This window comes from Clostridium sp. JS66, from assembly GCF_033561535.1.
In the GTDB taxonomy this organism is placed as follows: domain Bacteria; phylum Bacillota; class Clostridia; order Clostridiales; family Clostridiaceae; genus Clostridium_AM; species Clostridium_AM carboxidivorans.
On sequence record NZ_CP131467.1, the window covers coordinates 5,235,540 to 5,258,150 of the forward strand.

23 protein-coding genes are annotated in these 22,611 nt (G+C 30.4%); 1 reads left to right on the forward strand and 22 read right to left on the reverse strand.

Going from position 1 to position 22,611, the window contains the following annotated elements:
* Nucleotides 1-22 precede the first annotated feature (22 nt).
* Complete coding sequence (locus Q6H37_RS24270; RefSeq protein ID WP_412523887.1) at nucleotides 23-2,569, reverse strand: calcium-translocating P-type ATPase, PMCA-type; 2,547 nt, start codon at nucleotides 2,567-2,569, stop codon at nucleotides 23-25.
* A gap of 202 nt (nucleotides 2,570-2,771) precedes the next feature.
* Here Q6H37_RS24270 and Q6H37_RS24275 point away from each other — a divergent pair, with 202 nt between their 5' ends.
* Nucleotides 2,772-4,406 carry a putative manganese-dependent inorganic diphosphatase gene (locus tag Q6H37_RS24275; RefSeq protein ID WP_318737239.1) on the forward strand — a complete coding sequence of 545 codons (1,635 nt, stop codon included), beginning with the start codon at nucleotides 2,772-2,774 and terminating at the stop codon, nucleotides 4,404-4,406.
* Between the two features lie 83 nt (nucleotides 4,407-4,489).
* Here Q6H37_RS24275 and Q6H37_RS24280 read toward each other — a convergent pair whose 3' ends face one another.
* From Q6H37_RS24280 to fliI, 21 genes are all read right to left on the reverse strand, one after another.
* Nucleotides 4,490-4,765, reverse strand: a complete 276-nt coding sequence (locus Q6H37_RS24280) for a hypothetical protein (RefSeq protein WP_318743151.1) — start codon at nucleotides 4,763-4,765, stop codon at nucleotides 4,490-4,492.
* A gap of 117 nt (nucleotides 4,766-4,882) precedes the next feature.
* On the reverse strand, nucleotides 4,883-5,677 hold the full coding sequence (locus Q6H37_RS24285; RefSeq protein ID WP_318737241.1) for a flagellar basal-body rod protein FlgG: 795 nt from the start codon (nucleotides 5,675-5,677) through the stop codon (nucleotides 4,883-4,885).
* 13 nt (nucleotides 5,678-5,690) lie between these two features.
* Nucleotides 5,691-6,470 carry a flagellar basal-body rod protein FlgG gene (locus Q6H37_RS24290; RefSeq protein WP_318737243.1) on the reverse strand — a complete coding sequence of 260 codons (780 nt, stop codon included), beginning with the start codon at nucleotides 6,468-6,470 and terminating at the stop codon, nucleotides 5,691-5,693.
* Nucleotides 6,471-6,666: 196 nt separating this feature from the next.
* Nucleotides 6,667-7,203: a hypothetical protein gene (locus Q6H37_RS24295; RefSeq protein ID WP_318737245.1), complete on the reverse strand. Its 537-nt coding sequence runs from the start codon at nucleotides 7,201-7,203 to the stop codon at nucleotides 6,667-6,669.
* Nucleotides 7,204-7,231: 28 nt separating this feature from the next.
* The gene (locus Q6H37_RS24300; RefSeq protein WP_318737247.1) at nucleotides 7,232-7,957 is read right to left on the reverse strand and encodes a FliA/WhiG family RNA polymerase sigma factor; all 726 of its coding nucleotides are present in this window, start codon (nucleotides 7,955-7,957) and stop codon (nucleotides 7,232-7,234) included.
* A 4-nt stretch (nucleotides 7,958-7,961) separates the two neighbouring features.
* Nucleotides 7,962-8,636, reverse strand: coding sequence for a flagellar brake protein (locus Q6H37_RS24305; RefSeq protein ID WP_318737248.1), 675 nt, complete (start codon nucleotides 8,634-8,636; stop codon nucleotides 7,962-7,964).
* Nucleotides 8,637-8,647: 11 nt separating this feature from the next.
* On the reverse strand, nucleotides 8,648-9,526 hold the full coding sequence (locus tag Q6H37_RS24310; protein WP_318737249.1) for a MinD/ParA family protein: 879 nt from the start codon (nucleotides 9,524-9,526) through the stop codon (nucleotides 8,648-8,650).
* Nucleotides 9,523-10,716, reverse strand: a complete 1,194-nt coding sequence (flhF, locus tag Q6H37_RS24315) for a flagellar biosynthesis protein FlhF (RefSeq protein ID WP_318737250.1) — start codon at nucleotides 10,714-10,716, stop codon at nucleotides 9,523-9,525. The genes Q6H37_RS24310 and flhF overlap by 4 nt, the downstream gene beginning before the upstream one ends.
* Nucleotides 10,716-12,731, reverse strand: a complete 2,016-nt coding sequence (gene flhA, locus Q6H37_RS24320; protein ID WP_412523950.1) for a flagellar biosynthesis protein FlhA — start codon at nucleotides 12,729-12,731, stop codon at nucleotides 10,716-10,718. Before flhA ends, flhF begins: the two co-directional genes overlap by 1 nt.
* 68 nt (nucleotides 12,732-12,799) lie before the next feature.
* The gene (locus Q6H37_RS24325) at nucleotides 12,800-14,629 is read right to left on the reverse strand and encodes a fused FliR family export protein/FlhB family type III secretion system protein (protein ID WP_318737254.1); all 1,830 of its coding nucleotides are present in this window, start codon (nucleotides 14,627-14,629) and stop codon (nucleotides 12,800-12,802) included.
* A 54-nt stretch (nucleotides 14,630-14,683) separates the two neighbouring features.
* On the reverse strand, nucleotides 14,684-14,953 hold the full coding sequence (fliQ, locus tag Q6H37_RS24330) for a flagellar biosynthesis protein FliQ (protein WP_318737256.1): 270 nt from the start codon (nucleotides 14,951-14,953) through the stop codon (nucleotides 14,684-14,686).
* Between the two features lie 10 nt (nucleotides 14,954-14,963).
* The gene (fliP, locus tag Q6H37_RS24335) at nucleotides 14,964-15,740 is read right to left on the reverse strand and encodes a flagellar type III secretion system pore protein FliP (RefSeq protein WP_318737258.1); all 777 of its coding nucleotides are present in this window, start codon (nucleotides 15,738-15,740) and stop codon (nucleotides 14,964-14,966) included.
* On the reverse strand, nucleotides 15,733-16,089 hold the full coding sequence (fliO, locus tag Q6H37_RS24340) for a flagellar biosynthetic protein FliO (RefSeq protein ID WP_318737260.1): 357 nt from the start codon (nucleotides 16,087-16,089) through the stop codon (nucleotides 15,733-15,735). Before fliO ends, fliP begins: the two co-directional genes overlap by 8 nt.
* 32 nt (nucleotides 16,090-16,121) lie before the next feature.
* Nucleotides 16,122-16,643, reverse strand: a complete 522-nt coding sequence (gene fliL / locus Q6H37_RS24345) for a flagellar basal body-associated protein FliL (RefSeq protein WP_318737261.1) — start codon at nucleotides 16,641-16,643, stop codon at nucleotides 16,122-16,124.
* Between the two features lie 98 nt (nucleotides 16,644-16,741).
* Nucleotides 16,742-16,957, reverse strand: coding sequence for a flagellar FlbD family protein (locus tag Q6H37_RS24350; RefSeq protein WP_318737263.1), 216 nt, complete (start codon nucleotides 16,955-16,957; stop codon nucleotides 16,742-16,744).
* Nucleotides 16,958-17,077: 120 nt separating this feature from the next.
* Nucleotides 17,078-18,130, reverse strand: coding sequence for a flagellar hook-basal body complex protein (locus Q6H37_RS24355; RefSeq protein WP_318737264.1), 1,053 nt, complete (start codon nucleotides 18,128-18,130; stop codon nucleotides 17,078-17,080).
* Between the two features lie 82 nt (nucleotides 18,131-18,212).
* On the reverse strand, nucleotides 18,213-18,602 hold the full coding sequence (locus Q6H37_RS24360; RefSeq protein ID WP_318737265.1) for a TIGR02530 family flagellar biosynthesis protein: 390 nt from the start codon (nucleotides 18,600-18,602) through the stop codon (nucleotides 18,213-18,215).
* Nucleotides 18,603-18,622: 20 nt separating this feature from the next.
* Complete coding sequence (locus Q6H37_RS24365; RefSeq protein WP_318737266.1) at nucleotides 18,623-19,330, reverse strand: flagellar hook assembly protein FlgD; 708 nt, start codon at nucleotides 19,328-19,330, stop codon at nucleotides 18,623-18,625.
* Nucleotides 19,331-19,367: 37 nt separating this feature from the next.
* Nucleotides 19,368-20,837 (reverse strand): flagellar hook-length control protein FliK, encoded by a 1,470-nt coding sequence (locus tag Q6H37_RS24370; protein WP_318737268.1) that lies wholly within the window; start codon nucleotides 20,835-20,837, stop codon nucleotides 19,368-19,370.
* A 5-nt stretch (nucleotides 20,838-20,842) separates the two neighbouring features.
* Nucleotides 20,843-21,280, reverse strand: coding sequence for a flagellar export protein FliJ (gene fliJ / locus Q6H37_RS24375; protein ID WP_318737270.1), 438 nt, complete (start codon nucleotides 21,278-21,280; stop codon nucleotides 20,843-20,845).
* A gap of 18 nt (nucleotides 21,281-21,298) precedes the next feature.
* Complete coding sequence (gene fliI / locus Q6H37_RS24380) at nucleotides 21,299-22,606, reverse strand: flagellar protein export ATPase FliI (protein WP_318737271.1); 1,308 nt, start codon at nucleotides 22,604-22,606, stop codon at nucleotides 21,299-21,301.
* Between the last annotated feature and the right edge of the window lie 5 nt (nucleotides 22,607-22,611).

Below are 22,611 nucleotides of genomic sequence, written 5' to 3' on the forward strand. Positions count from 1 at the left end.
TGCTAATGCAATTCTATCTTTTTTATTTAAAGTATAAATATAAACTATTAGTTAATGCTATTATACCTGAGAAAAATATTACAATTCCCCATTGAATTATATTCAAAGCTGCAGTATGGAATACTATTTGCATAAATGGAATGTATAATACACATATAAGCATAGTTATTGATATAGTTACAGCTCCAAGCAAATAGACATTTGTAAATAAATTTATTTGGAATATAGAGTGTTCTTCTGATCTACACTCGAATACATGTATCAACTGTGATATTATTAAAGTACATAACGCTAATGTCCTGCATGTTTTTAAGTTATATCCATACAATTTTCCCACCATAAAAGCTAATATTGTACATACCCCAATTAAAGTTCCTCTTATAACTATTTTTTCGCTTAAACCTCTTGCAAATATACTTTCATTTTTAGGTCTAGGTTTTCCAATCATTATATCTTCATTAGCTGGATCTACCCCTAATGCTATAGCTGGTAACCCATCTGTAGCCAAATTTACCAATAAAATTTGTATAGGTAAAAGTGGCGTATCTAAATAGAAAAGAGAAGATAAAAACATGGTAAGCACTTCTCCTAAATTACAGGAAAGCAAGTACCTTATAAATTTTCTTATATTATAATAAATAACTCTTCCCTCTTCCACTGCTGCTACAATAGTTGCAAAATTATCATCCAAAAGTATCATAGAAGAAGCTTCTTTAGTTACATCTGTACCTGATATTCCCATAGATATACCTATATCAGCTTCCTTAACTGCGGGTGCATCATTTACTCCATCTCCAGTCATGGCCACAATTTTATTTTTTGATTTAAAGGCCTTTACAATCCTTAATTTATGATTAGGACTTACTCTAGCAAATACAGATACTCTATCAACCAAATCTGCTAATTTTCTATCACTTATTTTGTCTAACTCTTCCCCAGTTATAACCTGTGATTGATCCTTACAAATATCCAATTCCTTGCCTATAGCAAAGGCTGTATTTTTGTGATCTCCAGTTATCATTACCGCTCTTATACCTGCCATTTTGCATTTTAAAACTGCATCTTTAGCTTCCTTTCTAGGTGGATCTATAATTCCTGCAACACCTAAAAACACAAGATTATCTTCTAACGATTTTCCTCTTACAATCCCCTTATCCTTATATGCACCTGCTATGCATCTTAGTGCATTAAAGGACATATTTTCTACAGCCTTTTCTACTTTTTCCTTATAACTTGATGTAAATAATCTCACTTCACCTCTATCTAAAATATATTTACATCTACCTACTATCCTTTCAGGTGCTCCTTTTACATAACAAATTTCTTTTGTACCTTCCTTCATTATTACAGACATCATTTTTCTATCAGAATCAAAAGGAATATCGTACACTCTATTTGCTTTATCTAAAAAATTTTTTAGTTCACCGCTGTTCTTAAAAAAAGCTTTAATTAAAGCTGTTTCTGTAGGATCTCCAAACAAACTTTTTGAAATATTCTTTTCCTTAAAATCAAAATTACAGTCATTGCAATATGTAAAAGCTTTCTTCAATAATAAATTTTCAGGAATTGAATCTTCATCTACTTTATATATTTTTTCATTAAAGTACATGGCCTTTACCATCATTTTGTTTTCTGTTAAAGTACCTGTCTTATCACTGCAAATGATAGAAGTACATCCTAATGTTTCAACTGCTGGAAGTTTTCTAACTAAAGCATTTCTTCTAAGCATTCTTGAAACTCCAAGTGCCAAAGCTACTGTAACTATAGCTGGAAGACCTTCTGGAATAGCTGCAACAGCTAAACTTACACCTAGAAGAAACATTTCATATTTATCTTGTCCTCTCCAAATTCCAGTGAGGGTTACAATTATGCATATAGCAATACAAATTATTACTAAAACTTTTCCAAGTGAAGCTAACTTTTCTTTAAGAGGAGACCTTTCATTTTCTATACTCTCGAGCATACCTGCTATTTTTCCCATTTCAGTTTTCATACCAGTTTCCACTATTCTAGCTCTAGCTTTTCCCTTTAAAACTGTAGTGCCCATAAATATTGAATTTTCTTTAGTTTTACAACTCTTTTCTACACCTACAGATTCACCTGTCAAAAGAGATTCATCTAACATAAAATTGCTATCCTCTGTTAACATGCAGTCTGCTGGTACTCTGTCTCCAGTTTCCAGAAGCACTAAATCTCCAATAACTAATTCTTCTGCATTTACTACAGTTAAAGCTCCTGACCTTACTACTTTAGCTGTAGGAGCTGCCATTTCCTTTAATGCCTCTAAGGATTTTTCAGTTCTATATTCTTGAAAAAAGCCAAGTATTGCATTCATTACAACAATTATAAGTATAGTAATGGCATCTGCTTTTTCACCCATAAAACCTGATATAACTGTAGCTGCAATAAGTACCCAAACCATAAAATCATTAAACTGCTGAAGAAATATTTTAATTGCAGATATTTTCTTCTTTTTTTCTAATCTATTAGGTCCATACTTTTTTAACCTTCTATTAGCTTCTTCTTGGGTTAGTCCATTTTGTAATTCTCTTTCATTAATCAAATACATCCCTCCCCTTTTTTAGTTGTTTATACAATTTAAATATATGCCTTTAATTACTACTATTATGAAAAAATAATAAAAAAACAAATACTATGCATGAAAGTATATACATGAGATTTTGCATATATGTTGTATAAAGCATTACTATTGTATATAATAATATGTAGCAATCATTAGAATTTAATATAAAATTAGGAGGATTTAAAAAATGAATGATGTAGTGTACATAACAGGACATAGAAATCCAGATACAGATTCTATTTGTTCTGCCATATCTTATGCAGAATTTAAAAATAAAACTGGCGTAAATGCTATTCCCATAAGACTTGGAAACATAAACAGAGAAACTGAATTTGTATTAAATTATTTTGGAGTTAAAGAGCCTAAATTAGTTGATACAGTTAAAGCACAAATAGGAGATTTAAACTTTGATAGCGTTGCTCCAATTTGTCCAGACACTTCCTTAAAAACAGCCTGGTCAATGATAAGAAAAAATAACGTAAAAACTCTTCCTGTAGTTGATGATGAAGATAGACTAATAGGTCTTGCTTCTCAATCAAATATAACTTCTAGTTATATGGATATATGGGATAATAATATAATACAAAAAAGTGGAACAAATCTTGAAAACATACTAGATACTCTTTCTGCTAAATGTGTTTATGCTGTGGAAGGTGAACCTAAATTTGCAGGCAAGGTAGTAGTTGCAGCTATGCAGCCTGAAAGTGCTAAAGAAGTTATAGAAGAAGGAGATCTTGTAATCTGTGGAGATAGAGAAGATGCTCAAAATGTATGTTTAGACTGTAAAGTTTCAATTATGATTATAGCAGGTAACCACGATGTAAGTGATGCTATAATAGAAAAAGCTAAAAGCGTAGGATGTTGTGTAATTATAACTCCTTATGATACATTTACTGCTTCAAGATTAATAAACCAAAGTGTTCCTGTAAGTTACGTAATGACTAAAGATAACTTAATTTCCTTTAAAACTGATGATTTTATTGAAGAAGTTAGAGAAGTTATGCTTGAAACTAGATACAGAAGCTACCCTGTAGTAAACTCAGAAAATAAAGTTGTAGGAAATGTTTCTAGATATCATTTAATATCTCAAAAAAAGAAAAAGGTAATTCTTGTAGATCATAACGAAAAATCTCAATCCGTACCTGGACTTGATGATGCTGATGTACTTGAAATAGTAGATCATCATAGAATTGCTGCTATTCAAACAGGTTCACCAATATATTTTAGAAATGAACCTGTAGGATGTACTGCCACAATAGTTGCTTCTATGTTTTTTGAAAATGGTATAAGACCATCTAGAAAAATTGCAGGTCTTTTATGTGCTGCTATTATTTCAGATACTTTACTATTTAAATCACCTACATCAACTAATGCTGATAAACACGCATTAAAGAGATTAGCAAACTTAGCTAATATAGATCCTGAAACATTTGCAAAACAAATGTTTAAAGCAGGTTCTTCACTTGAAGGAAAAACACCTGCTGAAATACTTAATCAAGATTTCAAAGCATTTACTATAGGTGGAATTAAAGTTGGTATAGGTCAAGTATCTACTATGGATGTTGAAAGCTTCAACCCAATAAGAAAAGATATGTTAGACTTAATGGAGAATACTTGTAAGGAAAAAGAATTCGGTTTGATTTTACTTATGCTAACAAATATTTTGGAAGGTGGATCTGAATTAATCGCAGTTGGAGATCATACAGATGCTGTTGATGAGGCCTTTGGTGTAGTATTAAAAAATAATTCTGCATATGCACCTGGAGTACTTTCAAGAAAGAAACAGGTTGTACCACCATTAACAGCAGTAATGGCAAAATAAAACTTATAATCATTAAAAGAAGTACATAGATTTATATTAAGCCTGTGTACTTCTTAACATTTTTTGTTAAAATTCTAATTATGCTAATCTTCTATTTCACTCATTTCTACAGTTTTCATTTTCACACCATACATTCCATTCTGTGGTATACTACCCATCATTGCTTCAGGCATGTTTTGCTGCATCATAGGCCCCATCATTGGATTCATCATCATACGATTCATCATCATAGGGTTCATCATCATATTCATCATTGGACCCATATATTTCATCATAGGACATATAAAATTTTTCATTCCACAGCTATGTTCTTCCATTTTAGCCCCCTTTTCCTTATTACAACTACCTCTGCCATACATTCTTTCCACTAAAAACCCTCCTAAATCATTACATCTATATATTATATGTATATAGAATTTATTTATTGACAGAAATATTGTATAAATAAAAAAACACTGAATTAAATTTCAGTGCTTTTATCTACCCTTCATATTATTTACAAGTCCCCACATGTCATCACCTGTTTTCATAGCTTTAGAACTGAGTTCAAAAGCTCTTTGTGCTATTATCATATCTGTCATTTCTTTTCCAATATTTACATTTGATTCTTCCAATTTACCTTGAAGTACATTGCTATTTTGTGCAATATTAATTTGCGCTCCTGGATTAGCTGTATATAAATTGTCACCAATAGAACTAAAAGCTTCTTGTCCTACTGGATTATAAACATTAATCTTTCCATAATATACACTATTATTATTATCAATATTTAAATAGATTTCTCCATTTTCTTTGACAGCAAAATTGTCTTGAGTAAATACAGTACCTGAATTAAATAAATTTGATCCTTCTTCTGTAAATTCTATATCTAGCCTATTACCATTCTTATCTACAATATCTCCATTATTATCTATATTAAAGCTTCCTGCTCTCTCATAAGCCTTATTTCCATTAGGAAGTGTAACTCTAAAATATCCTTCTCCATCTATTGCAAAATCTGTTTTAGAATCTGTTTGTCTTAAAGAGCCTTGAGTGTTATCTCTATACCACTTTGTAGCTTTAACACCTGTACCATTTATAGGTTCTTTAGGATTATTACCACTATTAGGATAACCCTTTCTATTTAAAGTTTCATAAACTAAATCTTGAAAACTTACATCTTCTCTCTTATATCCTGGTGTACTTTCATTTGCAATATTATTGGAAATACTATCTAGCTTTTCTTGTTGAGCATTCATAGCACTTTTACTTCCCCATAAAATTCTTAACACAATATCACCCCTTCTATCTTACTGATCCAATTTCATTAGCTGCTTTAGCTAAAGTTTCGTCAAGTGCTTGTACAATTTTTTGATTAGTTTCAAAAGTTCTCATAGTAGTCATCATACTAACCATTTCGTTAATTACATTTATATTAGATTTTTCTAAAGATTTCTGTCTAACCACAGCTGCATTTTCCGTAGGATTTGTTCCTTGATAAAGATTATCTCCTACCTTTTTCAAGGTATTATAATCATTAAAATCTACTGTATACAACTTATACATTGGTACATTATTTATACTTATGTTACCACTAGTATCACATTTTAGTTCTCCACTTCCTACATTTATAGGACCTAAAGAATTGTTTTGCAAATTTCTAGCTAACACTGTATCACCAGAATCATTAACAAGTGTTCCGTTAATATTTACATGAAAATGGCCGTCTCTTGTATAATATTGTCCGTTGTCCACCCCATTGTTCCTCTGTACTGCAAAAAAGCCCTTTCCTTCTATAGCAAAATCTGTAGCTTTATCCGTTGACTCTATATTCCCTTGGGTAAAATCAGTATTTACAGCATCTATTTTACTTCCAAGACTTATTGAGCCTATTACATTTCTTACATTCTTGCCTCCAACTATCTTGTCATAATTTTGAAGTAATACATCATCAAATTTTTTAACAGCTAAATTATCACCTTTAAACCCCACTGTAGTTGCATTGGCTAAATTATTAGTTATCACATCCTGTTTGGCTTCCTGAGTTATCATTCCTGAAACTGCAGTATAAAGACTTCTTATCATTTGCCCACTTCCTTATTATTAATTACTTTAACTTCATCTGGATACATCATACCCATTGACCTTGCCTTATCTTCAATTTTAACTTTACTCATTTCATAGTTAAATTTGACTCCAGTCATAAGAATTGTGGATATAATAATACCTATTCCTATACCTATTAATAATTTTCTATCACTTAAAAAATCTATTAAAGCTTTTACTTTACATATAATTCTTTTATTAATAGCACTTCCCCCTTACCAATGTTCAGTTCTTCAGCTATTTCATCAACAGACATTCCTTCATTTATCATTCTGTTTATCTTGTCTACTTTTATGCCATTATTTCCTACTTTAATATTCTCGGATGTTTTAAGCTCATTATTTAGTTTATTTTCATTATATTCTATTTTTATTTCACTTTTATTTTCTATTTCATCTTTTTTATCTAATTCATCATTAATTTCTATATGTAACTGTTCCCCTGCAATTTTATTTTGCAATTCACTTCTTGACTCACAATTAGAAGATTCCATTAAATTTATTTTAACCTTTAAATCTTCTATTTCTTTTTGCAACTCTAATATAGTTTCGGAAAATTCCTTCTTAACTTTACCAATTTCTAATTTATAATCTGTTAAATCTTCTTTTTTATTATTCAATACGCTTGTAAACTTTTCTTTTTTCATAGCATTAAAATTTAACACTATTAATAATGTTCCTGTTATAATTAGAACTATTATAACCAAAATCATAAATTTCCTCGCTTTTAATTAAAATTTATTATATGTATTTAAGCTTTTGCATTGCATTTCTCAAATGTACAATAGCCCTACTATGAAGCTGGCATACTCTAGATTCTGATACACTTAAAACTTTTCCAATTTCTTTCAATGTCAAGCCTTCATAATAGTATAAAGATAAAACTGTTTTATCCTTTTCATTAAGCAAGTCCAATGCTTTTGTAAGATATTCTAATTCCTCTTTTTCTTCTAAATTTTTTTCTGGGCTTGGACTTTTATTGTCCTGTATAGTACCAATTAGAGGAATATCATCATCTTCTGAGAATATTAAATCTTCCAATGAAACAATAGATATATAATTTATATAGTTTTCTATTTCTATCATTTCTTTTAATGTTATTTTAAGTTCGTTAGCTATTTCCTTATCAGAAGGTTCCCTTCCTAAAGTCTTTTGAAGTCTTTCTACTGCAGCATTATATCTATTTAGCTTGTCCATAGCTCCTTTTGAAATAGGACTATTTTTTCTTATTTCATCTATCATTGCACCTTTTATTCTTATAGAAGAATAAGTGGAAAATTTCATACCTCTAGTATTATCAAATTTACCTATAGCATCCATAAGCCCAAGCATTCCATAACTAACTAAATCTTCATATTCTATATATTTGGTTTTACCTATTATAACTCTTGATGCAATATATTTAACTAACGGTATATATTTTTTTACCAGCTCTTCCTTAACATCCAGGCCATCCGCCAATGCCATAATTCTAATCCCCCTTTACTCCATTTTTCATCTGATTCCTCATAATATGAAAAACCAATTTTATCATAGTTTCCCGGGTAGGTCTATCTAAATCTAAAAAAACAGTTCCATAAATAATTTTAGGATTTTTCCTATCATTTTCTACCCTTATTATTTTAGTCTTTACAGTAATACTTTCTTGTTGTAAAGGGATTGTTACCATTAAAATATCCTTACAATTTATTTTTTCTTCCCATTCGCGACTAACAGCAATCCTCATACCGCCTCCACTTATATCCAGTGAATAGGCTTCAAAGAACTCTATTTGATTATCCCCTATACTTTTCATATCTTTTGTCAAATTTATTCTTGCACAAACTACATTAGTCATAAAAGGAACTCTGACAAAATTTCTCCTCTGTACCTTTCTAAAAGTACTAGGCTTCTTTATCATTATAATAAGTATTTTATCTACTTTTCTTCCTAAAACTACAGTTTCAAACCTATATATTTCTTTATCGCAATAGTATACGCCAGTAATCGTTTCTTCTTTCCTTAAAGGTAGATATTGACCATTATTTACCGGTATACTTATTGCTACATATTCTTCTGTAATATCCTGAATATTACTTTTATAATATCCATCTTCCATTTCAATTTCTATTTTACCGTTAATTAAAAACTCTACCTTTTCACTCATATAACTACTCCTTATGAAAATATATTGAATATTTTTTTAAATAAATCCTGTACACTTTTTCCGCCTTTTTCACTTTCAATACCAACTATTTTTCTTGCTATATACTCTACATCCTTAGCCACAGTTGAATTAGGGTAACTTATTAAAAAAGGTTCCTGACTTCTTACGGCTTTAATAAGTTTTTTATCCTCACTCATATGGCCTAAATACTGTAATTCTATATTTAAAAACTTTTTTACTACATTGCTAAATTTATTATATGTAGCTTTCCCCTCTTCTGCATCTATGGTTTTATTCACCAAAACTTTAGCAGAATCTTTTAATTTAAAATGGTTCACCGTTTTAAGAAGACTATATGCATCTGTAAGCGAAGTTGGTTCTGGAGTGGTAATAAGTATTAATTCTTCTGAGCAAGCAATAAAACCAAGTACACTTCTATTTACACCTGCCCCAGTATCAATTATTATATAATCAATATCATTCAATTCTGATAATTTATTTATAAAAGCATCTCTTTGAGCTTCTGTCACTTCTTCAAATTTTGAAATACCAGTTCCTCCTGGAAGAAGTTTTACTCCAAGTGTTCCTTCAATTACCACTTCTTCTATAGATTTATTATCAAATATTATATCATATACGTTAAATTTTGGCAAAAATCCCATAAGTACGTCATCATTCCCCATGCCAATATCTGCATCAAATATAAGTACTTTTTTTCCCATCTTTTGTAGTGCAATAGCTGCATTTACTACAAAATTACTTTTACCAACTCCACCTTTACCAGAAGTTACCGTAATAATTCTTGGTTTAGAGGACCCTAAGTTACCTTCCTGTTTTATTACTTTTTCTTTTTGTACTAGACTTCTTAATTTTTCAGCTTGATCCATCATATACTATCCTCTCCTAGTACAAGATTGGTTATTTCTTTTGAAGTCATAAACTTTATATCATCTGGAACATTTTGTCCTGTTGTGACAAAGCTTATTGGTTTTTTAGAACCTTCACATATGTTTAATATAGAGCCATATGTAGAAGTTTCATCCAACTTAGTAATTATTATGTTACTATAATTTAAAGGCTTATATCCCTCAAGTATTACACCTATATCCCTATTTTTTGTAGTACAACTCATTACTAAATTCACATTATCAGTATTAACCTTTTCTATAAAAGCTCTTAGTTCTGATATTTGCATGGTATTTTTACTGCTTCTTCCTGTAGTATCTACTAATATTACATCACAGTTACTCATACTTTCTACTGCTGCTTCCATTTCCTTTATAGTTAAAACTACTTTAAAAGGTATATTCATTATATCTGCATAAGTTTTAAGCTGCTCTACTGCACCTATTCTATATGTATCTATAGTTATAAGCCCTACTTTTTTTCCTTCTAATAGTGCCATCTTACCTGCCAACTTTGCAATAGTAGTGGTTTTCCCCACTCCTGTTGGTCCAACTAGCACTACTACATCACTTTCTTCCATAGGCTTTGTAAGTATAATATGTTCCATTACTTTCTTAATTTTTTCTTTATCAGTGGTATCATCAGATATCATTTTCATTTCATTCATTATGCATTTAACAACACTATCTTCTATATCCATTTTCTCTAAATATAATTGCACTTTGCTTTTACCAATAGTTATATTTGATCCTTTAACCATTTCATCTAACATGTTTCTCATTTCTTTTACTTCATTCATCAGTTGTTCATTGTTTTTCTCTAACATTGACTTATAATTTTCATCAAAAATAACTTCAGTTCTTTTTCTTTGTTGATTATTCAATTGTATATTACTTTCTTTAATTTGCTTTTCATTTTCTTTTATTTTAGTATTCATTATCTTTTTTATAGCTTGTATGCTTTCTTCTACATTTTCTCCACTACTTATATCTCTAGATGATTTCTTATTGTCCACGGCTGCTGTAACTTCTAAAACTCTTTTGGAAAAAAAGCCTAAAAAACCTCCTTTTCTTACCCTTCTCTGGCTTATTATAACGGCATCTTTTCCCAATTCATATCTTATTCTAGTAAGTGCTTCGTTCATACTCTTAACTATGTATCTTTTAATTACCATTATATTGAAATCACCCCTTCAGTTTTTATCTCTATATCATTTGGTATTTCATTAAGAGATAACACATTTACTGCTGGAAAAACCATTTCTATAAGCTTTCTAAAAGCAGGTCGTATTTTAGGAGATACCAATACTACTGGTTGATTTTCATAAAAATACACAGAATCTAAAGTATTTTTTACAGAACCTAAAATTTTACCTGTAGTATCTGGATCTATAGCTGGAAATGATCCCTGCATAGACTTTTGTATATTATTTCCTATAAGATCTTCTATTTTAGGATCCAATGTAACTACAGATACAGCTCCATTTTCATCCACAAGTGGATTACAAATACTTCTTCCAAGAGCAAATCTTACATATTCAGTTAAAACTTCAATATCTTTTGTAGTTCTGGAATTATCCGCTAATGATTCCATTATAGTTACCATATCTTTAATTGATACTCTTTCCTTTAGGAGATTTTGAAGTACTTTTTGAAGCTCACCTATTGTTAATAAATCTGGTATTAATTCTTCTACTACTGCACTATATTTCTCTTTTACTGAATCCACAATAACTTTAACTTCTTGTCTTCCTAACAATTCAAATGAATGATTCTTTATAGTTTCTGTTAAATGAGTAACCATAACAGTAGTAGGATCTACCACAGTAAAACCTTTTATTTCTGCTTCTTCTCTTTGATCCTTGTTTATCCAAACTGCTGGAATACCAAAAGATGGTTCCACAGTTTTAATACCTTGAATTTCTGTCTCACCATTTGTAGGATCCATACATAAAAGCATATTTGGCATAAGTTCTCCCTTTGCCATTACAGTTCCTCTTATCTTTACTACATATTCATTAGTCTTCAATTGAAGATTATCCCTTATTCTAATAGGCTGTACTACTATACCCATTTCTATAGCACATTGACGTCTTACAGAGGTTACTCTTTGAAGTAAATCTCCTCCTGCAGCCTCATCTGCCATAGGAATAAGTCCATAGCCTATTTCCACCTCCATAGGCTCAACAGAAATCAGATTCATTACATTCTCTGGCTCCTTACTTTCTGTTTGTACTATTTCTTGCTGTTCAACTTCCATTTGCTGCATAACTTGTTCCTTTGCATCCTTGTAAAGAAGATATGCCGCTATTCCACAAGCTGCAGATAGTATGAAAAATGCAATATGTGGAAGTCCTGGTATAATAGCAAGAAATAAAAGAACTACAGCTGCTATTGCTATAACCTTTGGAAATCCTGTTAACTGCTTTATAGCTAAAGTACCAAAGTTTTCTTTACTGCCTGAACGAGTAACCAATATACCTGATGCTGTAGATATTAAAAGTGCTGGTATTTGCGTTACAAGTCCATCACCTATAGTGAGTTTTGTATAAGTTTGTGCTGCAGTAGATATATCCATACTAAGCATTACAGCACCTATTACAATACCACCTATAATATTTATTACTGTAATTATAAGTCCTGCTACAGCATCTCCTTTTACAAATTTTGAAGCACCATCCATAGCTCCATAAAAATCTGCCTCATGCTGTAAATCTTCTCTTCTTTTCCTAGCACCACTTTCATCAATAAGTCCTGAATTTAAATCTGCATCTATACTCATTTGTTTACCAGGCATAGCATCCAAAGTAAATCTAGCTGAAACTTCTGATACTCTGCCTGCACCATTAGTAATTACTATAAATTGTATAATTATTATAATAAGATATATAATTATACCAACTACATAATTTCCGCCTACAACAAAGGTTCCAAAAGAATTAATTACTTCTCCTGCATAAGCATCTCTAAGTATTAATCTGGTAGATGATACATTAAGAGCTAACCTAAACAAAGTAGTAATCAAAAGTAATGTTGGAAATACAGAAAACTGTAAAACCTCTGTGGTAAACATTGTTAAAAGTATAATTACTACGGATACAGTAATATTAAATGCTATAAGTATATCTAGTACTCCTGCAGGTAATGGTATTATGATCATCATTACCACAGATATAACTACAAAAGCCATTATTATATCTACGTTGTCTTTTATATTAAATCTTTTTTTACTATTTTCCAAAATACCACCCCTGTGTTTTACTTACGTTCTTTAATTTTATATACTAATGCTAATATTTCTGCTACAGCTTCATACATGTCCATTGGAATTTCCTCATCTAATTCAACTTCACTGTACATAAGCCTTGCAAGCGGTTTATTTTCAATTATGGGAACATCATTTTCTTTAGCTATTTCTTTTATTTTTAATGCAACTCTATCTACTCCCTTGGCAGCTACCACTGGAGCATTTAATCCTTCCTCATATTTAAGTGCTACAGCTATGTGTGTAGGGTTTGTAACAACTACTGTAGCCTTAGGAATCTCCTGCATCATTCTTCTAGTAGCCATTTCCCTCTGCTTTTGCTTTATTTTTCCTTTAATTTGAGGATCTCCTTCATCTTGTTTATATTCTTCCTTTACTTCCTGTTTTGACATTTTTAAGTCCTTATTATATTGAAATTTCTGATAAACATAATCTATTATTGCAATAATAATCATTAATATAGTTATTCTAAAAAATATATTAATTGTAAGTTTACTTACTGCACCTGCTACCGCTTGTGAATTAAGACTTCCTAAAGTAAGTATGTATCCATAATTATCCTTTACAAATTTATAACCTACAAAACCCACTATTGATACCATAGCTAAATCCTTAAAAAGTTCCATAACTGTCCTCATAGAAAACATTCTTTTAAATCCATTTATAGGATTTAGCTTTGAAAAATCAGGCTTTAATGGTTCTGAGGTAATAAGAGCTCCTGTTTGAAGAAAATTTGCTAATACTCCCATAAGCATAATTGGAAGCACTACCGGAAGAAATATTATTCCTATTCTCCATACAACTATAAAAAATATTTTTTGTACACTATCATAACTTAATGACATAGTTAAATAATTATTTAAAAAAACTATCAATGTACTTTTAAGGCCATTACCAACATAACCACCTAAAGCTGCCATAACTATAGTACAAGTAAGTAAAGTAAGTGCTAAGGCTATTTCTTTACTTTTAGCCACTTGTCCTTTTTTTCTAGCATCACTCTTTTTTCTCGGTGTAGCTTCTTCAGTTTTATCATCAGATGCGAATATTATAAGTAGAGGTATAGTTTTATAAAATCCATTTATAGCATCTTGAATTCCATAAAAAGAGTTTTCTATCATTTTTAAAAATATAGGAAGTGCAAAGCAAAATGCTCCAAGTCCTACAAGTATTTTTATTGGTACTCCAAGTATCATTACGTTCAACTGTGGAACTGTTCTAGAAACAAGTCCCATGGTTATATCTGTTATAAGAATTATCAATACTATAGGTATTGCTATTTTCACTGCTATTTCAAAATACTCAATAAACACTCTTATTATCAAGTTTATTGAATTTTGATTTAAGAAAAAATTTCCTAACTTTATAACTTTAAAGCTTTCCATTAAAGCTTTTATAAGCATATGGTGTCCATCTACTATAAAAAAAACTACCATACTAAACCAATATAATACATGTTCTATAAAGGTAGTGTTGCTGCTTGATGTTGGGTCAAACATTGACATCATTGAAAATCCAACCTGCATATCCATGATACTGCCAGCAAAACGAACACTATTAAAGCATATATTTGTTATAAAACCCAATGTAAATCCTGCAACTGCTTCATTCATACAGTTTATAATAAACGGTAAATTATTATTTATATTGTTGATCCCTGTATAATCAACACCAGGTATCAATATGTATGCCATAATTAAGGTTATACCCACCTTAACCGTAGGTGGAGTTCCACTTGGAAAAAATATGGGAACTACCACAAAAAAACAAAACATTCTAATACTTATAAGTATTAATGCCGTAAAATATAAAGTATCTACCAAAATCTCCTCCCAACATTTTTAACTGAGATTCTTTACTATAAATAACTTTTAATTTTATTGTGTAATATGTGCTATATATGTAAATATTCTTTCTGTAAAATTAATTAATTGATGAAGCATCCAGCTTCCTGTAAGAAGTCCAACTACTGCTACTGCAATAAGCTTTGGTACAAAAGTCAATGTTTGTTCCTGTATCTGAGTAGTAGCCTGAAATATACTTATAATAAGTCCTACTATTATTGAAATTATTAAAATAGGTGCTGATACTATAAGTCCTGTCTGTATTGCATCCTTTATAATACCTATTACCATATTTTCACTCATTTAGCTCACCTCACGAAAAACTCGAAACCAAAGATTTTACCAACAAATACCACCCATCTACCATTACAAATAGTAATAGCTTAAAAGGCAGCGATACCATAACTGGAGGAAGCATAAGCATACCCATTGACATAAGAATACTAGCTACAACTAAATCTATTATCATAAATGGTATATAGATCATAAATCCTATTTGAAAAGCAGTTTTAAGCTCACTTATCATAAAAGCAGGTACTACTACATAAAGTGGTGCATTATCTTTTGTAACCTTATAATTTACCTTTGCTGTATCTATAAATAGTTGAAAGTCTTTCTTGTAAGTATATTTAAGCATAAATTCTCTTAAAGGTTTTGCCCCTTCATCTATAGCTTGTTCCTGTGTTATTTTATTCTGCATATATGGTTGAATAGCATTATTATTAACTTTACTGTAAACTGGCTGCATAATAAATACTGTTAAAAATAGTGCTAGTCCTATTAATATTTGATTTGGAGGAGCTTGCTGTGTTCCCATAGCGCCTCTTAAAAATCCAAATACTACTATAATTCTTACAAAGCTTGTCATCATCATAACAAAAGAAGGTAAAATTGTAAGAATTGTAAGCATTATAAGCAATTTTATATTTCCAACATACTGTTGAGGGGTACTTGCATTATCTACTGAAATATTTACCTTTGGTATAGGAAAAGCCTCTGGAGCTGCATAAACCTTAGATGCAGCAAATATCAAAAATATAAATCCTAAAACTAAAGCACTTATTATAACTTTACTTCTGTTTTTATTCATCTTTATCTTCCTTTTTAAATTTAAGTTTTCTATAAAAATCCTTAAAATCAGCATACTGAGGTATAGTTTTTGAGGCTTCTATATTTGAAATTTCATCTTTATTAAGCTCTGAAATTATACTTATCTTACCTACAGTAGACGACAATACATAACCTTTATCTCCAATCTTAACCACCAATAGAGAATTTTCTTTTGATATAGGTGTTCTTTCTAAAATTTTTATATATTTTCCATTTTGAATATTTTGGAGCTTATTCCCTCCAAATTTAGCAGATATGTATATAAGTATAAGCACAAAAGGTAAACATATTATTATTTTAAAAAGCATTACCCAAAATTGTAAATCCATATAATTCTCCATTCTTTAAAACTTTACAAAACCTATTGAACCAAAAGATCACTAAAGTAAACATTGTTAATCTGACCTTTTTTAAGCAAAGGATTTATTTTTTGAATAAGTTCCATTTTTAGACTATCCATATTTTTTGGTGTTATTTCAGCCGCTTTTTTGCTTCTAAGTACACTTATAACTGCATCTCTTATTAATGGCTTTTTCTCTGTTAGTTCAGTTTCCAAACTTGAATTTTTATCATATCCCACAAAAATCTTAGTCTTTACATATCTTTTCCCATCTTCATCTGCCAAATTAACCAAACATTCATCTAGTCCTATATTTTTTTCTGAAACTATTTGCTCTAAATAACTTTGATTTTGTGTTGTCTTTGCCTGTGCTGTTGTTTGTGTTGTTTGAACTGCTGGTGTTACTGATTTTTGTGTTCCTTTATCCTTTGCAAACTTAGCGTATCCAAAGTATCCACCTGCACCTACAATTATTAATGCTACTAATCCTATTGCTATAAGTTTTATCTTGTTTCCACCTTTTTTTTCTGTTTTGTTTTCCATTTTACTTTCTCCTTTTCGCTACATATTAGTCAACTTTTAAAATTTATAATGTTAACCAATAAACGTGAAGTGAAGCCTAGTTTAACTACCTACGTAAATTAGAATATTTTTTCAGAAGGTTGTTTCACATCACCTAAAAATATTTTTCTTTTATATTGAATAACCTTTTCAATAATCTCATCATTAGATTCTTTAACCAAGTATTTCCTACCATTAACTAATGTTATGACACTTTCTGGTATTTGATCTAGTTTTTCTATTTGATCGGCATTAACAACAAAAGGTTTATTATCAAGTCCTGTAAGCTTTATCATATAAAACCTCCTCTTTTAAATTGAGAGTTGAAAGTGGAAAGTTGAGAGTTAATGATTTTTTTATTCTAAATTATTATTAAACTCTCAACTCTCAATTATCCATTCTCAACTAAATAAAAGCTATCTCTTCAAATTAACTAAATCTTGTAATATTTCATCTCCAGTAGTTATTATTTTTCCATTAGCTTGAAAAGCTCTGTTAGCTATTATCATATTAGTGAATTCTTCTGCTAAATCTACATTTGACATTTCAAGCATTCCTTGACGCACATCTCCATAACCTGCACTATTATCATTAGTTGAACCCAAAAAACTTCTTACAACTGGATCTCCTGAATTTGGTGATGTTTGATATAGATTTTTACCTAGCTTTGAAAGTCCAGCAGGATTTTTAAAAGAAGCCATAGCTATTTGCCCAAGAACTGCTGTACCAGTATCTAATGTAGCAGTAATTGTTCCATCTGATCCTATAGAATATGACTTTATTCTATGACTAGCACCACTATCATCTGTCAAAGACTCTGGTATAACTAATGGAACTAATACATCACCTTTGATTTCTGTAACTGTTTGCCCTGTAGTAGAATCTGGAGTATACGTACCTGTAAATGGGACTTTAGGATTTGCTTTACCATCAGCATAATTTATAGTAACATTATTGTTTGCATATCCATATACTCTTAATCCATCAGATGTTAACAAACTTCCTTGGGTATCTAATGTAAATGAACCATCTCTTGTAAAACTGGCAGTAACTCCAGTACCTGACATAGCATGGTTTGCATCATCAGTAACAGTAATCGTACCTGGTGCAGCCGCTGCTGCTCCACTAGTATCACCATCAGGTACAGCACCTGTTCCTACAATAAAATATCCCTCTCCATCTATTGCTGCATCAAGAGGATTTGAAGTTGGCTGCATACTTCCTTGAGAAGTAGAAGTATCTATGCCTGCCAATTGAACGCCAAGACCAACCTGTCTTGGATTAGTACCACCTAACTTTGAACTTGCTCCTGTAGCTGCTGCCATATTCTGGCTTACCATATCTTCAAATCTTGCTCTTTGGCCTTTATACGCTGTAGTACTTGAATTTGCTATATTATTACCTATTACATCTAATTTTCTTTGATTAACTTTTAATCCACTTATTCCTGAGAACATGGATGGTAACATAAATTTCTACCTCCTAAATTTATTTATTTTACTTTGCTTCAGTCATTCCACAAAGTTAGACATCCTTATTAAGGTCCTGCCTTTATAATATAACTACACTATCAATATTTGTAAAAACATTGTTTTTACTATTTTCCTTAGCCATTGCTGTAATAATAGTTCTATTTTTTATTGAAGTTATAAGAGCTGTATCCTTATAAAGAATTAGAGTTTCCTTGCTTCCTTTTTGTTCTGCCTTATTAATACCTTCATTTATATTTTTCATATCATTTTCATCAAAATTTATGTTTCTTTCCTTAAGCCTTTCAGCTGCGTGATTGGATATAACAAAGCTTTCCTTATTGTCTATTTTGTTATTTAATAAATCTTTAAAAGAAGTATTACTATTTTCTTTAACTTTTTTATTGCTGCTGTTATAACTTTGAAAATCCTGAATTAGACAAAGCTTACCATTAATAACTCTATATCCCATAATATCACTCTTCCTAAAAGCTAGCTTGACTTTACATCAGTTATTTCATCATACTGAAAATCTTTTGTTTGATTATTTCCTATATCTACAGTTACCTTTATTCCACCATCAGCTCTTGATACTGCTTTTACTACTCCAACATAATTTTTACTATTACTATCTTTTTCGCTTAGTTCTACTGTTTTACCTATTAAAGCTGATGCCCCTAAAAATTCATTAGTGTTGTTTATAGTGTTTGTATAATTATTTATACTACCTGCATCATCTATTTCAGTCACATTTTCAATATCAAATTTTTCGATGTCAGGAACTTCGTTTCCGTCTTTATCCTTTGTTTTTCCTACTAATACATTTAACTGTACAGTATCTCCACTTTTGACTACACTTGTTACTAATCCAGTATAAAACTTACCATTTGGATCAAGTTTATTTAAATTTACAGTTTTACCTATTAAATTATTAGCTCCTGTAAGCTTCATAGTAGTGTTTAAATTAACCATTTGTTCCAAGCTTGAAAACTGTGCCATTTGTGATACATATTCAGTACCATCTTTAGCATTTGAAGGGTCCTGATTTGATAATTCTGCAGCCAATATTTTAAAAAATGCATTTTTATCCATATCCTGACCTTTTTTTACTATTCTAGTGCCTTTTGAAGTTTTAGTAGCATTACTATCACTAGCTTTATTAACATCACTAGAATTTGTAGCAGTATTTACTCCAGCCATAACTTTACCTCCTAACTTTTAAAAAATTAAGCCTTTACTATGCTAAAATATTTAAATTGCTGTCTATTTCATTTTGATCTTCTACTTCATTTGCTATTTCTTCTATACCACTTATACTCTTAGACTTTTTATGGTTTTTACCATTTCCATTATTGCCTTGATTTGAACCATCTTTAAAGAAAGTAGTATCTTCATTATAAATATTTAAAGAAAGACTATTAATTTTTGTATCATTATTTTGAAGTTTTTGTGTCATATCTGACATATTTGAATTTAATATGTTAAAGGCTTCCTTATTTGAAGCACCAATGGATGCTTTCATAACTCCGCCTTCCATAGTAAGCTTTATAATAACTTCACCCAATTCCTTCGGTGCAATTTTTACTGTTAAATTCTTTATATTATTAGTTTCCATGTATTTTATAGTTTTTATTACATCATTAGCCATATTATTTTTGTTTATTACCATGTCAGCTACATCTTCTACTTTAATATTTTTATTTATATTATTAAATTGAGTCATAAAATTTGTAGCTTTTGAAATTTTATCTTCTTTGTTTCCATCACTAGTAAGAGATTTTAAAAAGTTATCTTCTTTTGATGCTTCCTTATTTGAAGAAGAATAATTTTCATCAGTGTTTTGATTTTGCTCCTTACTGCTAACAGATGTTTGATAAGCATTTTTATCATTTGAAATTTCTTTATAAGTTTCTTTAAAATCTGAAGTATTAATTTCACTGTTCTTATTTACATTTTTTTGCGAATTTACACCATTTAAGCTTGCATTTAAAGCAGCTTTTAGCTCTTGTTGAAGTTTACTTACAATATCTTGTGAAGCTGTAGACACGCTAGTTTTACTTAAATTTTCGGTTATTTGTGGTATTACTTCTTTTTCTACTTGAGACATTACTTCCTTTGTTAAAAGTAATTTTACTGTTGGATCTTGCACTTTTGAAAGATTTTTATCCAAAGCTTCCTTAAATTTATCTCCAACAGAATTTAAAATTTGTGAAAGCTTATCTCCAGTAAGATTTTTACCTTCATTTCCTATTGCTTTAATAGCAGAATTTACAGCATCTTTTATGTCAGATATAGTACTTTCTTTTAAATTTTGCAAATCTTTGGTATCTATTTTTAAAAGGGATGCTAAAAGCATTAGTAACTTATCTGAATCTATTTTACTATTTGAATCTTTGTTTAGTATTTTTTCTACTATAACATTTTTCAAATCATCTGGTGACTTAATATTTTCTATATCTTTATCAGACAAACCTGCTTCCTTTAAAGCACTTTTAGTTTCCTCAGAAATTTCAAATTTAGAATCTTTTAAATCCTGAGACTTATCATTTTTATTGGAAGTTTGAGTATCCTGTCTTACTGAATTTGTTTTAGATAAGACATCATTAAATGTGTTATTGCCATTTGAAGTATCACTTTTGTAATTAACGTTATTACTAGCGCTATTAGTATTGCTTACCACACTCAAAACATTCATACTTGTATTCATTTTTTTCACCTCCTTTCATGATTTCTTATAAATCCATATAGTGCAAATTCATCATTGTTTCTCTGCTCTATAAGATTTTGCTCTCTTAAAAATGCTGTTTCACCCTTTTCTTTAAGTATTTCGACTGTCTTTCTGTCAATCTGCTTTTGCTTTAAGTCATACCTTTTATCTTCTAAAACTTTTTCCTTTTGTTTAAGCTCTTCTGAAGCTTCATTAATACTATAGTTTATCGCATTTAAATATATATGAGTTATTCTACGTTTTATAGCTGATTCACTGCTGTGAATATTCCTATACTTTTCATAGTTTGCATTAAGCTCTTCTAATTTTGACTCAACTTTTAATTTCTCATTTTGAGCTTCAGTAAAATTTCTTTTACTTTCTTCTTCCTTATCCAGCCTGATATCTAAAAGCTTTTGTAATCTAAAATTGTACTTACTCATAAAATCCCCCCTTAGCCTTTATTGAAAAATATTTTTTAAACTTTCTACACTTTCTGAAAAGGTTGTATGTTCTTTCATCCCCTGTTTTAAGTAGCCTATTATGTCATCATAATACTGAATTGAAGTATCTACTTTTTTATTACTACCTTTTACATAAGCTCCAATATTTATCAAATCCTCAGAATTCTTATAAGTTGCAAGAAGGTCTCTAGCAAAGGATGCTGCTTTTTTATGCTCATCCTCTGCCACTTCAGACATAAGTCTACTTATACTACTGAGTATATCTATAGCCGGATAATGGTTTTTAGCAGCTAAAGCACGAGATAGCACAATATGCCCATCTAATATACCTCTTACAGCATCTGCTATAGGTTCATTGAAATCGTCACCATCTACTAGTACTGTATAAAAAGCAGTAATTGAACCCTTATCTGACATTCCTGCTCTCTCCATAAGTCTAGGAAGCATTGCAAAAACAGAAGGTGTATATCCCTTTGTTGCTGGTGGCTCTCCTATAGCAAGTCCTATTTCTCTTTGCGCCATAGCAAATCTGGTTACAGAATCCATCATAAGTATTACTTTGTTACCTCTATCCCTGAAATACTCTGCAATGGCTGTAGCAGTAAAAGCGCCTTTAAGTCTTACTAAAGCAGGCTTGTCCGAAGTTGCACATACAATTATAGATTTTTTCATACCTTCTTCACCTAAGTCTTTTTCTATAAAGTCTTTAACTTCTCTTCCTCTTTCACCTATAAGAGCAATTACATTGACATCAGCTTCTGCATACCTTGCAATCATACCAAGAGTTGTACTTTTTCCTACACCACTACCTGCAAAAATACCAATTCTTTGTCCTTCCCCACAAGTTATAAAGCCATCAATAGCACGAATTCCCGTAGGTATAACATCCTTTATTCTTCTTCTTTTTAAAGGATCAGGTGGTTCAGTATCTAGGGGATATACAGTTCCTATACCTATCTCTTCTCCATCTAAAGGTTGTCCAAGTCCATCTAAAACTTTTCCAAAAAGTTCATCTGAACATTTCACACTTAAAGGTATTCCTTCAGGTACAACTCTACATCCAGGTGCAATCCCTATCAACTCTCCTAAAGGCATTAATATAACATTTTTTTCTCTAAAGCCAACAACCTCACAAGTAACAGGACGGTTTTTTTCATTATATATTGTGCAAACTTCACCAACAAATGACTTTATTCCTTCTACCTCTATTGTAAGTCCTATAACCTTACTTACAATTCCCTCTGAATAATTAAAATCCGTTTCTTCCAATTTTTTGTTCAAGGAATTAAAGTTTATATCAATCATAAAAA

What these genes read in the sequence shown, in the direction of transcription:
- Q6H37_RS24270 (WP_412523887.1), bottom strand. Translation starts at nt 2,569, where the DNA reads ATGTATTTGATTAATGAAAGAGAATTACAAAATGGACTAACCCAAGAA.
- Q6H37_RS24275 (WP_318737239.1), top strand. Translation starts at nt 2,772, where the DNA reads ATGAATGATGTAGTGTACATAACAGGACATAGAAATCCAGATACAGAT.
- Q6H37_RS24280 (WP_318743151.1), bottom strand. Translation starts at nt 4,765, where the DNA reads ATGTATGGCAGAGGTAGTTGTAATAAGGAAAAGGGGGCTAAAATGGAA.
- Q6H37_RS24290 (WP_318737243.1), bottom strand. Translation starts at nt 6,470, where the DNA reads ATGATAAGAAGTCTTTATACTGCAGTTTCAGGAATGATAACTCAGGAA.
- Q6H37_RS24295 (WP_318737245.1), bottom strand. Translation starts at nt 7,203, where the DNA reads ATGATTTTGGTTATAATAGTTCTAATTATAACAGGAACATTATTAATA.
- Q6H37_RS24300 (WP_318737247.1), bottom strand. Translation starts at nt 7,957, where the DNA reads ATGGCATTGGCGGATGGCCTGGATGTTAAGGAAGAGCTGGTAAAAAAA.
- Q6H37_RS24305 (WP_318737248.1), bottom strand. Translation starts at nt 8,636, where the DNA reads ATGAGTGAAAAGGTAGAGTTTTTAATTAACGGTAAAATAGAAATTGAA.
- Q6H37_RS24310 (WP_318737249.1), bottom strand. Translation starts at nt 9,526, where the DNA reads ATGATGGATCAAGCTGAAAAATTAAGAAGTCTAGTACAAAAAGAAAAA.
- flhF (WP_318737250.1), bottom strand. Translation starts at nt 10,716, where the DNA reads ATGGTAATTAAAAGATACATAGTTAAGAGTATGAACGAAGCACTTACT.
- flhA (WP_412523950.1), bottom strand. Translation starts at nt 12,731, where the DNA reads ATGGCTTTTGTAGTTATATCTGTGGTAATGATGATCATAATACCATTA.
- fliQ (WP_318737256.1), bottom strand. Translation starts at nt 14,953, where the DNA reads ATGAGTGAAAATATGGTAATAGGTATTATAAAGGATGCAATACAGACA.
- fliP (WP_318737258.1), bottom strand. Translation starts at nt 15,740, where the DNA reads ATGAATAAAAACAGAAGTAAAGTTATAATAAGTGCTTTAGTTTTAGGA.
- fliO (WP_318737260.1), bottom strand. Translation starts at nt 16,089, where the DNA reads ATGGATTTACAATTTTGGGTAATGCTTTTTAAAATAATAATATGTTTA.
- fliL (WP_318737261.1), bottom strand. Translation starts at nt 16,643, where the DNA reads ATGGAAAACAAAACAGAAAAAAAAGGTGGAAACAAGATAAAACTTATA.
- Q6H37_RS24350 (WP_318737263.1), bottom strand. Translation starts at nt 16,957, where the DNA reads ATGATAAAGCTTACAGGACTTGATAATAAACCTTTTGTTGTTAATGCC.
- Q6H37_RS24355 (WP_318737264.1), bottom strand. Translation starts at nt 18,130, where the DNA reads ATGTTACCATCCATGTTCTCAGGAATAAGTGGATTAAAAGTTAATCAA.
- Q6H37_RS24360 (WP_318737265.1), bottom strand. Translation starts at nt 18,602, where the DNA reads ATGGGATATAGAGTTATTAATGGTAAGCTTTGTCTAATTCAGGATTTT.
- Q6H37_RS24365 (WP_318737266.1), bottom strand. Translation starts at nt 19,330, where the DNA reads ATGGCTGGAGTAAATACTGCTACAAATTCTAGTGATGTTAATAAAGCT.
- Q6H37_RS24370 (WP_318737268.1), bottom strand. Translation starts at nt 20,837, where the DNA reads ATGAATACAAGTATGAATGTTTTGAGTGTGGTAAGCAATACTAATAGC.
- fliJ (WP_318737270.1), bottom strand. Translation starts at nt 21,280, where the DNA reads ATGAGTAAGTACAATTTTAGATTACAAAAGCTTTTAGATATCAGGCTG.
- fliI (WP_318737271.1), bottom strand. Translation starts at nt 22,606, where the DNA reads ATGATTGATATAAACTTTAATTCCTTGAACAAAAAATTGGAAGAAACG.